Origin of the sequence: Shewanella xiamenensis (genome assembly GCF_014647135.1) — a bacterium.
Lineage (GTDB): Bacteria > Pseudomonadota > Gammaproteobacteria > Enterobacterales > Shewanellaceae > Shewanella > Shewanella xiamenensis.
The window spans coordinates 80,243-93,627 of record NZ_BMOP01000005.1; the positions used below are offsets into that span (position 1 = coordinate 80,243).

Genomic DNA, 13,385 nt, shown 5'->3' on the forward strand with positions numbered 1-13,385 from the left:
ATTAGAACTTAACAGTTACACCACCGTAAATAGTACGGCCGATAGTGTCGTAAACTTCTGGAACAGTACCACCATCACTACCGTTAGATACAGTCAATGGTTTTTCATCGGTAAAGTTCTTCACACCTAAGCTAACTGCAGTGCTGTCGTTAACGTGATAGGTACCAGAAATGTTATGATAAACGATATCACCCACTTTGTTACCACCTTCAAGATCACGCATGTCACCGATGTAACGGTTGAAGTACATGACACTCCAATCGTCTTGACCAGCACTGATGCTGAAGTTGTTACGCACGCGAGAATATGCACCGAAGTTACCATCAATAGTGCCAGTGTAATCAACACCGTCCTGCTCGAATTGCACTAAGTAGGTTGTATCGTTGCTTACTTTCCAATCTAAGCCAATTAACTCGAAGTTATAGGCTAAGTTAAAGTCAATACCGCTTGTATCTTGAGAACCCACGTTTGTCAGCGCATTTGACAGATTGGTTAAATCGCCACCTGCTCCAATGTTGAACTTGTCACAAGCAGCGGTATCACCCGCAAAACACGCATCTAAACCGTCTTGAGTATTTGCACGAGCAATAGCATCACTCACCTTGAAACGCCAGTAGTCTAATGTCACAGACATACCGTCGATATAGCTAGGAGAATATACTAATCCAGCAGTATATGACTCTGACTCTTCAGGCTTCAGGTTTGGATCTGAAGTACGGTTTACTAGGATCTGTGCATCCTTAATATTACCCCATGGATCCGTTAAGTAATCGAATGAACCAGAGTTACCGCCATACAATTCTGCAACGCTTGGTGCACGGAAGCCCGTAGCAGCCACAGTACGAACCATCAGCTCATCAGTCGCAGTGTAAGTTAAACCAACTTTCCAAGTAGTCGCTTTACCGAAGGTTGAGTAATCGTCTAAACGCAGCGCGAATTCACCTGTCAGTTTTTCCGTAAATGGTACGCTCACTTCTTGGAAGAAAGATACTACGTTGTAATTACCTTTAGTTGGGTCTTGTTGGGCTGAAGTACTTTCACCAGCGATAACCACTTCGTCTGGCGTGTAGAAACCACTTTCACGACGGTACTCAGCACCGATAGCGAAACCTACAGCACCTGCACTCAAATCGAATAACTCACCGTTTAAGCCAGCAGATAGCGTTTGTTGCTCGTTACCCCCTTTAGCTTCTTCTGTGTAGCTAATCGCGTCAATCATTTGCTGAGTTAATGGCGCACCACTGAACCATGCAGCTTGATTTGCCAGCACTGAAGCTTTCATATCAGAACCGTTGATTGAGTTTTCTACTGCGGTTTTAGCTTGGTTCTTACCATAGGTGTAAGTCACATCCCAGTTCATACCAGTATGTACATCTAGAGTACCCGCTAAACCACCAGATAAACGCCAAGTATCAGTATCTTGAGTGTAAATGCGTGGACCAACGTCATTAGTACGGCGACGGTAACTAACTTGATCATCTTTATTTGCAGTGATACCACCGGCGATCATTGCTTGATCAAGGGTCAAACAATCCTTTTGACCTGCCGTTTTACAAACATCTAAGAAAACTTCAGCAGGTTGTGCGGCCATTTGCTGATTAGATCGACGGTTAGTGTAGATAGCGTCAGCAGTTAATACCACATCATTACCTAACTCTTGAGTCATGTTTGCAAATAAACTACGACGCTCATTTGGAGTTTGATAGTAACTATCTTGTGTAAAATCATAACCATAAGTACGGTCAACCCAGTTGCCGTTTGCATCTTGAACTTTACCGCCTAAGGTGCCTGTTGGGATATAAGAACTTGCACCTGGCTCAGTCCAATCGCGGTCACCTTGGATTACACCACGACGATCAGCATAAGCTGCACCAAAGGTGTAGTTGCCACCATCGGTGTTAAAGCCATACAGTGCGCTCACATCACCGTTTTCGCCGTCACCCTTGTCGGTGCCGCTACCGTTGAAGTCTAATTGGAAACCTTCAAAATCTTTTTTGGTGATGATGTTCACTACACCAGCAATCGCATCAGAACCGTATACCGCTGAAGCACCGTCTTTCAGGATTTCAACGCGAGCGATCATCGCAACAGGGATAGAGTTTAAATCCACAGAACTGTCAGCACCTGAACCTGAGTTCACCATGCGACGACCGTTTAATAGTACGAGAGTACGTTGCGAGCCCATACCACGTAAGTCAACTTGGGCAACACCGTCAGCACCGTTGTTAGTGGTTGAACCTACCGCAGCACCTGCCATTGAGGTTTGTACTTGTAGCATTTGGTCTACAGAGGTAAAGCCTTCGGCTTTGATTGCAGCAGCATCAATAACGGTAACAGGAGAAGCTGTTTCCATATCTTGACGTTGAATACGTGAACCCGTGACTTCAATACGCTCGACTTTTGCAGTCTCTTCAGCTGCAAATGCGCTTGATACCACGAAGGTACCAGCAGCAATTGAGCTAACGACAGCTAAATTGATAGCCGACGCAACTTTGGTTCTTTTTATCATGAATGAATGCTCCCTAGATCTTACTATTATTTTTATGCTTACAGTATGTACAACTATTGCTGTACGACTGTTGCGCTTGATACTGAGGATTCACTTTCATTCAGTCAACGTTCATTTTTTTAACTTTAAAAATCAAAATGTTTAATTTATTTAGTTACTTTGTTTTTTATTTGTTTCAAAAAGATCGTGTGCACTTTCTTTTAGATTTATTCAGCATAAAACACCAATAAAACTGATTTCAGATAGACACAACAACTGTTAACAATGCAACATTTAAAAAACATCTAAACACTTCAAAAGTGTGATATATGTCACACCTTATCAAAGGTAAACAGTCTTGCGCACAGAATAATGTATCGATTAATTATGAGAAAATATGCATATTAGCAATCTTTGCAATACTAAGAATTGAGAAAACATAAGTAGTTTTGGTGAGTTAATGGATACAAAATGAATAAGGTGTGGTTTTTATGCAAACCCAGGGAATTTTAAACACAAATGCAACAATTAATTGTCAATTTATAAATTGAGAACTAATTTGCTATTGGGACAATCGTTAAGGGACAAAAATGCATTAAGATGACGAAAATACGAAGAAGATAGATGATATACAATCAAACAACACTCAATAACGCATCACTTAAATTACTTGCAGAGATTACGTAAAAAGCTAATAAAAACAATAAGGATTAAATTAAATCCAGGTTTCATCTATTTCTATTCAAAAAATATAAAAGCGACCTAAGTCGCTTTTATATTAAGCAATAGATAACACTATTTAGCGATCACTCTGGTTTTATCATTCCAAAGTGTAAATACGCTCTGGCCGTTGCGATCCTGCCACGGGGAGTGCGTTGGATAAAACCTTGTTGAATAAGGAAAGGTTCGAGCACATCTTCAATGGTTTCGCGCTCCTCACCAATTGCTGCTGCGAGGTTATCAAGACCCACGGGGCCGCCCATAAACTTATCGATAATCGCGAGTAGCAATTTGCGGTCCATATAATCGAAGCCTTCGCCATCGACATCGAGTAAATTGAGCGCCAGCTCAGCAACATGTCGAGTCACAGCTCCATCGTGTTGCACTTCGGCATAATCACGCACCCGCCGGAGTAACCGATTGGCAATCCTTGGCGTACCGCGTGAACGTTTGGCAATTTCGGTTGCGCCCTCACTATCAATGGCTAATCCCATCACTTGGGCAGAACGGGTCACAATGGTGCTTAAATCTTTGACATTATAAAACTCAAGTCGCAGCGGGATGCCAAAACGCGCCCTTAGCGGAGAGGTTAAGGCCCCCGCCCGCGTGGTCGCGCCGACTAAAGTAAAAGGTGGTAAATCGAGCTTAATGGAACGCGCTGCAGGTCCTTCACCAATCATGATATCCAGTTGATAGTCTTCCATCGCCGGATACAAGATCTCCTCAACCACTGGACTTAATCGATGGATTTCATCGATGAAAAGTACATCACCCGCTTCGAGGTTAGTCAGCAGCGCCGCTAAATCCCCTGCTTTTTCCAACACGGGACCCGAGGTCGATTTAATATTGACGCCCATTTCATTGGCGACAATCATCGCCAAGGTGGTTTTACCTAAACCTGGCGGACCGTAGATCAACATATGATCTAAGGCTTCTTCGCGATTCTTGGCCGCTTGAATGAATACCTTTAATTGAGCGCGCGTATCATCCTGCCCAGTGTATTCATCGAGCAATTTAGGGCGCATTGCCCTATCGATAACATCATCTTGACCTTGCAGCTGTGGCTGTATCAGTCTATCTGCTTCAATCATTTACCTATTCCTGTTACCGCATTGCATTCTTGACATACGGTACTTGCTATTTTGCTGCAGTTGCAGCCTGCTTGGCTGCAAAAATCACGCACCGCAATAAACTGCCTCAATCAAAACCATGCATTAGAGCATCGATTTTAACGCGGCTTTAATCAAGGTCTCACTGTCCATGCCTTCTTTATAGGCGGCAGATACGGCTTTACTCGCCTGTGGCGGTTTATAGCCGAGGGAGATCAAGGCTGAAATGGCATCCTCTTCGGCACTGTTGGCCGTCGGTGCTGGTGAGTAGTTGGATTGCAGCACAAACTCACGCTCAGAACCTACGGATGCCTCCATTAAGCTCTTCAATTTATCGCGCATCTCAACCAATAAACGTTCGGCGGTCTTTTTACCGACACCGGGTAATTTTACCAGTGTCACTATATCATCGCGCTCAACACAGCCCACAAATTCACTGGCCGTCATGCCAGAAAGAATTGTTAATGCGAGTTTTGGGCCAACACCGTTAGCCTTAATCAATAAGCGAAACAGTGAACGCTCTTGTTTGGTGATAAAACCATACAGCAGCTGGGCGTCTTCACGCACAACAAAATGAGTATAAACCGTGGTCGGTTGATTGAGTTCAGGGAGCTCATAAAAGCTAGTCAGCGGCATTTGTAATTCGTAACCGACCCCATTCACATCAATCAACACCTCTGGCGCTTGTTTTTCTATTAATACGCCACGTAAACGACCTATCATCTGTACCGTCCATATGTTCTTGTTGTTGCTCGGCCGCTTAAGGCAACCAAACTTTGATTGGTGTGATAATGACATACTGCAACGCCGAGTGCATCCGCGGCGTCTGCCTGTGGTGCAGCTGGAAGCTTAAGCAATTGCTGGATCATATGTTGAACCTGCTCTTTCTTGGCACGTCCCGTCCCTACCACCGCATTTTTTATCTGTGTTGCGCTGTATTCTGTAACAGGTAAATTCGCCACGGTTGCTGCGACAATTGCTGCGCCACGGGCTTGACCCAATTTCAAAGCTGAGTCAGCATTTTTAGCCAAAAATACCCGCTCAATCGCAAACTCATCGGGTTGATATTGGCGAATAATTTCACTGATCCCATCAAAGATCTGCTTTAATCTTAACGGCAAATCATCACCCGAGGTACGAATGCAGCCACTGCCTAAATAAAGTTGCTGTCGCCCTTGGCATTGGATAACACCGTAACCTGTGATCCGCGAACCTGGGTCTACACCTAAAATAATTGCCATTGTTTCCTTATGCGTGCGCCTTACGTAAATCGGTCGATTTGCGTCTTAACAGCGCCTCAACCAAATCATGACTGATTAAAGAACCATTAAAGAACCACTCAAAACCTGCTCGCGTTCATTCAACCAAAGAAGACACGTTGTCTTACTCAGCATCTAGCTTGCAAACACTTGTACCTCCCCAAGTTGGCTTAACCCAAACTTTCCATAATCTCATCAGAAATTTCGGCATTATGATACACCTCTTGCACATCATCGTGCTCTTCGAGGGTATCGATAAGGCGCATAAACTTCTCGGCAGTCTCGGCATCTAACTCGGCTTTGGTCGAGGCTATCATCGCGATTTCGGCGTTATCACTGACAAACCCTGCGGCATCGAGGGCATCTTTCACCCCGTAAAACTCGGTCGGTTCGGTAAATACGTCAATCGCACCATCATCGTAACTCACCACATCTTCGGCGCCCGCTTCGAGCGCCGCATCCATCAAGGCATCTTCATCGGTGCCAGGCGCATAGGACAATACTCCGCGTTTAGTGAACAAATAGGCAACCGAACCATCGGTTCCTAAGTTACCGCCCGATTTGCTAAAGGCATTACGTACGCCGCTGACGGTACGGTTACGGTTATCGGTCATGGTTTCCACCATCACCGCGGTGCCGCCTGGGCCGTAACCTTCGTAAATAATGGTTTCGAGCTGCTGACCTTCAAGCTCGCCAGCACCGCGCTTAATCGCGCGCTCAATGGTATCGCGGGTCATGTTGCCGCCGAGCGCCTTATCGATGGCGATTCGCAGACGCGGATTTGAATCGGGATCTGAGCCGCCTTCGCGGGCTGAAACCGTTAACTCACGGATAAATTTGGTAAAGAGTTTACCGCGCTTGGCATCTTGCGCTGCTTTGCGGTGCTTAATATTGGCCCACTTACTATGACCAGCCATGGGAGTTCTCCTCTACATGTAGCCATTGCACATCTTATCAATAGCCTAAGGTAACCTTGACGGTGCCTCGAATAAGGCGCCTTTACTCAATGTTCCTTTACACAGTGAATGACGGCAAGTTCAGTGACGTCGATAACGCAGATATTGATAAGAAATGAAATGACGGGATAAAAATAGACCGAGGCTTGCGCCTCGGTACTCGATAATCGCTAAAGATTAGTCTTCAGTCTTCGCGGCTTTCACCACGGAAATACCTAGTTCAGCTAATTGTTGTGGATTAGCAAAACCTGGCGCATTGGTTAACGGGCACGCCGCTGTGGTGGTTTTCGGGAATGCCATCACATCACGGATTGAGCTTGCGCCCGTCATCAGCATGATGATGCGGTCTAAACCAAAGGCTAAACCTGCATGTGGTGGCGTACCGTAACGTAACGCTTCGAGTAAGAAGCCGAATTTCTCTTTCGCTTCTTCATCGGTAATGCCAAGAATGCGGAATACCGCAGACTGCATCTCTTGGTTGTGGATACGTACCGAACCACCACCTAATTCACAGCCGTTTAATACCATGTCGTAGGCATCTGACACACGGTTAGCAGGATTGGCTTCTAGCTCTTGAGGTGTCACGCCGCGCGGAGCGGTAAATGGATGGTGAACCGCGTGGAAGCTGCCGTTGATCTTCTCAAACATTGGGAAGTCAACCACCCACAATGGACGCCATTGACCTTCAAGCAGATTAAAGTCTTCACCGGCTTTAAGACGCAGTGCGCCCATAGATTCGGCAACCACAGTCGCTTGATCAGCACCAAACAGAATAATATCGCCCGTTTGTGCGCCAGTGCGGCTGATGATTTCGTTAACAATGTTCTCATTCAAGAACTTAAGCACAGGCGATTGAATGCCTTCTAGGCCTTGAGTAAGGTCGTTTAGCTTCATCCACGCTAAGCCCTTGGCGCCGTAGATGCCAACAAACTTAGTGTAATCGTCGATTTGCTTACGAGACAGGCTTGCACCGCCAGGAATACGCAGCGCCGCAACACGGCCTTCTTCATCATTGGCTGGACCTGAGAATACCGCAAACTCTACTTCTTTGAGCAAGTCAGCCACGTCCACCAGCTCTAATGGGTTACGTAAATCGGGCTTGTCTGAACCAAAACGACGCATGGCTTCGTTGTAGGTCATGCGCGGGAATTCGCCTAAATCGACATTCAGCATCTCAAGGAACAGACCACGCATCATCTCTTCGGTTTTCGCCATCACTTGCTCTGAGCTCATGAAAGACGTTTCGATATCGATTTGAGTAAATTCTGGCTGACGATCAGCACGTAAATCTTCGTCACGGAAGCATTTTACGATTTGATAGTAACGGTCAAAGCCTGACATCATCAGCAGCTGTTTAAATAGCTGTGGTGATTGTGGCAGTGCGAAAAATTGACCTTTATATGTACGGCTCGGCACTAAATAGTCACGGGCACCTTCTGGGGTTGCCTTGGTCAGGATCGGCGTTTCAATATCTAAGAAACCGTTTGAGTCGAGGAAACGACGCACAGCACTGGTCACTTTCGCGCGGAACATTAACCGCTGTGCCATTTCTGGGCGACGTAAATCTAAATAACGATATTTTAAACGCTGTTCTTCACTGTTGTTTTGATAGTTATCTAAGCTCAGCGGCAGTGGCTCAGAACTGTTGATAATAGTTAGTGCTTTACCCAACACTTCAATTTCGCCAGTTTTCATTTGTGCGTTAACTTGGCTATCAGGACGTGCACGAACCACGCCTTTTACCTGCACACAAAACTCAGCGCGCAGTGTGCTAGCCACATTGAACACTTCAGGTAAATCTGGATCGTAAACCACTTGGACCAGACCTTCTCTGTCTCTTAAATCTAAAAAGACTACGCCACCCAAATCACGGCTACGATTAACCCAACCTACCAAGGTAACTTCTTGTCCAACGTGAGACTTATTGACGTCTCCACAATAATGACTGCGCATCTAACTCTATCCTTTATCCGGAAACCGGTGCTTTGGAAATAATCAAAACGAGATAAAAGCGGCATTATAGTCAAATAATGCCGATTACCAAAGTACTTCACTTTTAGGCGGTGAAGTATCAAACAGTTTTACGCCCTTGACTAGAGGCGAACGCACTATCTATGCATAAACGTACAAAAAAACATCAAGCCACGCGGTAGCAACGCCCACCCGCCGTTTTGGCTTGATACATTAATTGATCCGCTTTTTTTAACAATTCAATCGCCGTATCACCATCGCGGGGATAAATCACCACACCGATACTCACAGCAATTTCTACCTTTACGCCTTCAAAAGTGAAGGGCGATGAAAGCGAGTGCAGAATATTATCAGCAACTTGGGTCGCGGCATCGAGATCTTGCACACGATTTAGCAGGATAACAAACTCATCGCCGCCAAATCGAGCCACAGTATCAGAATGGCGAACGGCTTGCGTCAGTAATCCCGCCACCCGTAGAAGCAAGGCATCACCTATTGGATGTCCATGCTGATCATTGATTTGTTTGAATCCATCTAAATCAATAAACAGCAGCGCAAAATGGCTCTGATCGCGACGATGGGCTAATAGTGCCTGCGATAATCGATCATCGAGTAAGCCTCGATTAGGTAACTGGGTTAATGCATCATGGTTCGCAACGTATTGCAAACGTTTTTCCGCCGCAATACGGCGCGTGATCTCACGATTTAGACGACGATTAACCACTAATACCGCGATCATCACCACCGATAAACTCAACGCTCCAAGCAATAAATAGCGGATCCAACGCAAGTATTGCCCATCGTCAGTGGCAATCGCGAAATTCACCCAATGGGAATAGATTTGTTGCTGCTTTTGCTGATCGATCTGCGCTAATACTCGGTTGATTAATGGTGCCAATGGGGTAAATTGCGGATTTATACCAAAATGACTATGCTGGTCGGCTAAATCGCTTAAGAGTGACATTTTAAGTAAAGGATACTGGCCTGTTTTTAACTCAGAGGCTAGCGTCACCACCTTATCAATAAACACATCGGCATTACCTTCATTTACCGCTAAAAGCCCTGAGTGCGTATCGGGTACCAATACGAGCTTCAGCGAAGGTTGTAGCATCATTAGTTGAGCGACAAGATGATAGCCTTCAACCACGGCCACTCTCTGACCTGCCAATTGTGCCAAATTAAAGACAGAGACTTGTTCAAGCTGCGATACTAACCCCCATGGCGATGGCCAATAGGCATCACTAAAAACCACATGCTGTTGCCGCTCAGCGGTTTTAGCAATACTGCCCGCCAGTGCAATCTCTCCTGTTCGCAATGCGCGAATAAGCGACTGCCAATCATCAAACGCAACGGGTTGGATCTTAAGATGCAATTGCTGGGCGAACATATTTACGATATCACTATTAATGCCCGCGAATTGCCCTTGTTCATCACTAAACTCCATGGGCGGCCACTGCTTAAGATAACCCAGTTTGAGTTCACCCAATTGTGAAAGATAGTTTTGTTCGCTGCTTGAGAGTTGGATACTGCGTAAGCCTGCCTGATTAAAAATACGGTCTTTAGGGTTAAGCATCCATTTTTGTTCAACATCAGCAAATTCCTGCATGCTAATGCTGTGAAATCCATTGCTGATCCGTTGAGTCAGTCCAGGATCATCGCTTCGAGTTAATACATAGATATCGGTAGGAAATTCCAGCTCAGGGTATTGATTAAAATCGGCCCATGCTTTGTTTTGCAAAAGATAATGGGTAGTCCATGCTCCCGCAGCAACAAACCCAACAATCTCGCCCGCTCTTGCACCAGCGACCATTGCATCCATACTGTCATAGTAACGCAATGACACATCTGGCAGTGCTTTGCGTAACTGGACTAAATATGGCGCCGTTGGCACAACACCAATACGTTTACCTTTTAAGCGATGTAAATCAGTTAATTGCTGTTGATACAAAAACAGTCGACTCTTTACCGTATACAAGTGCCACGCACGAGTTAACCCCGTTTTCATGTCATCACTCTCGGGATAACCAATATGAGCATCGGCTAACCCTTGACGTACATCGTTAACACTGCCGTTCATATCGCCTGAGATAAAATCGACATCAATCCCCGTTTTAGCCGACCATAGTCGCCAAAGATCCACATAAAAACCATGGGGTAAACCATCAACACCTAAATCAACAAAAGGTTCAACCCCCAGTTGCATCGCGACTATCAATCCCGCTTTTTGGCCGTGGTAACCCAACCAGCGACGCTCAGTTTGTTGGATAAATTTAGGGTCAAGAGCATTAAAACCCGCCTTAATTTTATTCAGTAAGGCGGTATTGTGCTTCATCACCGCAGGCACAAATTGCATCGCTTTAATGGGGATACGAATATTGAGAGGAAAATTTGCTGCGATCGTTTGGTTAGAGGAAGGATCGCGAAGATAACCGTCAAGCCCCGCAAACACCACAGTGTCACCCGCCGCCACACCTGCAAGTAGCTTTTCACGGCTTTCATAATATTTAAATACTAAGGCCGGTTCGATACGGCGTAATTCCGCTTCATGGGAAGAACCGGACACAATTCCAATCTGGTAAGGCACCAATTCTTTAATGTTTTTTTTGCCCTGCAAGGATTTATGTAAATACAAATAGGTGCGAACATCAGCAATCGGATCGGCAAAATCAAATAGTTGTTCACGCTCCGGGGTTTTACCCATGCCAATATGCACTTGGGCGTTTCCCTGTTGTAACTGTACGAGGGATTCATTCCAGTGTCGCGCAACAAAAACAAGTGAGGTATCGGTACGTTTACCCCACTCCTTCCAAAGATCGACTAGTAACCCCGTGGCTTCGCCCTCGTTATCCACAAATTGATAGGGAAAGCTGTCTTCCCCCATCACCACGATAAGCGAATCAGTCGGTCCTTGACTGGCATTAACTGTGTTGTTCGAAAAAACACAACACAGGATCACAATAAGCTGGAACACTAACTTCAACTGGGGTCCCTAGTACCTGATGTACAATGTAAATACTTTGTTATTTATCGCATATTAGACAGAAATTTCTGGCAAATTACTAGCCCGAGACTTGCTGCTAGTGAACGGGATTCGTTAAAATGCGGGGTTGAACTTTCGAGACATTCCCAAATGAACGCTTCCCAAGATACTATCTACGCTCAAGCGAGCGAGCACATTAGCGATTTCCAGTTTGATAGCCGTGTTGCGGGTGTCTTTAGTGACATGATCCGCCGCTCCGTGCCTGGTTACACCCAAATTATCAATACTATCGGCGATTTTGCGGATCGTTTTGTTAAACCTAATACCCAGATTTACGACTTAGGATGCTCTTTAGGTGCTGCAACATTGAGCATTCGCCGCCAGATCCAAGGCCGTGACTGCCGAATTGTTGCCGTAGACAATAGTGAGTCTATGGTGACGCGCTGCCAAGAAAACCTCAATGCCTATGTCAGTGATACTGAGGTTGAGCTGATCTGCGGTGATATTCGCGATATTCACATCGAAAACGCCTCCTTAGTGGTGCTCAACTTTACGCTACAATTTTTACCTCCCGAGGACAGAGAGTCACTTATCGCCAAGATTTATCAAGGCTTAAATCCAGGAGGGATCTTAGTACTCTCGGAAAAAATCCGCTTTGATGATGCGCCAATTCAAAGTGTACTTGAAGAACTGCATCTCGACTTTAAACGAGCCAATGGCTATAGCGAGCTGGAAATCAGTCAAAAACGTAGTGCGCTGGAAAATGTCATGAAACCAGATACCTTAAGTACGCATCAACAGCGCTTAACTCGCCAAGGGTTTAGTCACTTTAGTACATGGTTCCAATGTTTTAACTTTGCTTCTATGGTGGCCATCAAGTGATTAATTTTAGTTCCTTTTATCAGCAAATTGCCGACTCAAATTTACAACATTGGCTTGAAACCTTGCCAGCAATCCTCGGTAAATGGCAAAGAGAACACAAACACGGCAACCTCCCGAAATGGGAAAAAGTGCTTAATAAACTGCACTATCCAAGCCCAGATAAAGTCGATTTTGTTGATAGTGTCACGATAGGCACGGGTGAGCAGCTCACGCCAGGCGAAAAGGAAAAACTCGAGAATTTACTGCGGCTCTTTATGCCTTGGCGTAAAGGTCCATTCCATATTCACGGCATTCATATCGACACCGAATGGCGCAGCGATTGGAAATGGGATCGGGTTAAACCGCATATTTCGCCCCTGCAAAACCGTACAGTACTCGATGTAGGTTGCGGTAGCGGCTATCACATGTGGCGTATGTTAGGGGCCGGCGCTAAGCGTGTCGTGGGTATCGACCCTTCCCCGCTGTTTTTATGCCAATTTGAAGCGGTTAAACGCTTGAGTGGTGAGAATCACCCTGTGCACCTGTTGCCACTTGGTATTGAAGAACTTCCGCCATTGGATGCCTTCGATACAGTATTCTCCATGGGCGTCTTGTATCACAGACGCTCACCCATTGATCACTTGTTGCAATTACGCGATCAGTTACGTATGGGGGGAGAATTAGTATTAGAGACGTTAGTGATTGATGGTGATGAAAACGCCGTACTCGTCCCGCAAGATAGGTATGGCAAAATGAATAACGTTTGGTTTATTCCATCCGTTGCGGCACTGATGCTCTGGCTTAAAAAATGTGATTTCACCGACATACGTTGTGTCGATACCGATATTACCGCCCTTGCCGAGCAGCGCCGAACCGATTGGATGCCAAATGAATCACTGGTTGAATATCTTGATCCTAACGATATCACTAAAACTATCGAGGGTTACCCTGCGCCAAAACGCGCAACGATTATTGCTGTGAAAAATCAACCGAATCAAGATTTGAACTAGAGCATGATACACTTAGGCATGTTAAAGCCAT

9 protein-coding genes are annotated in these 13,385 nt (G+C 45.5%); 2 read left to right on the forward strand and 7 right to left on the reverse strand.

The features are described 5' to 3' along the window. Window position 1: 1 nt before the first annotated feature. From IEY09_RS06555 to IEY09_RS06585, 7 genes are all read right to left on the reverse strand, one after another. Window positions 2-2,509, reverse strand: coding sequence for a TonB-dependent receptor (locus IEY09_RS06555; RefSeq protein WP_188870364.1), 2,508 nt, complete (start codon window positions 2,507-2,509; stop codon window positions 2-4). A gap of 785 nt (window positions 2,510-3,294) precedes the next feature. Next, on the reverse strand, window positions 3,295-4,299 hold the full coding sequence (ruvB, locus tag IEY09_RS06560) for a Holliday junction branch migration DNA helicase RuvB (protein ID WP_055648358.1): 1,005 nt from the start codon (window positions 4,297-4,299) through the stop codon (window positions 3,295-3,297). 123 nt (window positions 4,300-4,422) lie between these two features. Then, window positions 4,423-5,040, reverse strand: coding sequence for a Holliday junction branch migration protein RuvA (gene ruvA / locus IEY09_RS06565; RefSeq protein WP_088585611.1), 618 nt, complete (start codon window positions 5,038-5,040; stop codon window positions 4,423-4,425). Continuing rightward, entirely contained in the window at window positions 5,037-5,558 is a 522-nt protein-coding gene (ruvC, locus tag IEY09_RS06570; RefSeq protein ID WP_088585612.1) for a crossover junction endodeoxyribonuclease RuvC, read from the reverse strand. The genes ruvA and ruvC overlap by 4 nt, the downstream gene beginning before the upstream one ends. 188 nt (window positions 5,559-5,746) lie before the next feature. Further along, window positions 5,747-6,493: a YebC/PmpR family DNA-binding transcriptional regulator gene (locus IEY09_RS06575; RefSeq protein ID WP_011622670.1), complete on the reverse strand. Its 747-nt coding sequence runs from the start codon at window positions 6,491-6,493 to the stop codon at window positions 5,747-5,749. Between the two features lie 216 nt (window positions 6,494-6,709). Further along, on the reverse strand, window positions 6,710-8,485 hold the full coding sequence (aspS, locus tag IEY09_RS06580) for an aspartate--tRNA ligase (RefSeq protein ID WP_037430590.1): 1,776 nt from the start codon (window positions 8,483-8,485) through the stop codon (window positions 6,710-6,712). 184 nt (window positions 8,486-8,669) lie between these two features. Then, on the reverse strand, window positions 8,670-11,483 hold the full coding sequence (locus IEY09_RS06585; protein WP_188870366.1) for a transporter substrate-binding domain-containing protein: 2,814 nt from the start codon (window positions 11,481-11,483) through the stop codon (window positions 8,670-8,672). Window positions 11,484-11,633: 150 nt separating this feature from the next. Here IEY09_RS06585 and cmoA point away from each other — a divergent pair, with 150 nt between their 5' ends. Then, complete coding sequence (gene cmoA, locus IEY09_RS06590) at window positions 11,634-12,365, forward strand: carboxy-S-adenosyl-L-methionine synthase CmoA (protein WP_037418836.1); 732 nt, start codon at window positions 11,634-11,636, stop codon at window positions 12,363-12,365. Continuing rightward, window positions 12,362-13,354 (forward strand): tRNA 5-methoxyuridine(34)/uridine 5-oxyacetic acid(34) synthase CmoB, encoded by a 993-nt coding sequence (cmoB, locus tag IEY09_RS06595; protein ID WP_037418833.1) that lies wholly within the window; start codon window positions 12,362-12,364, stop codon window positions 13,352-13,354. The genes cmoA and cmoB overlap by 4 nt, the downstream gene beginning before the upstream one ends. Window positions 13,355-13,385 lie beyond the last annotated feature (31 nt).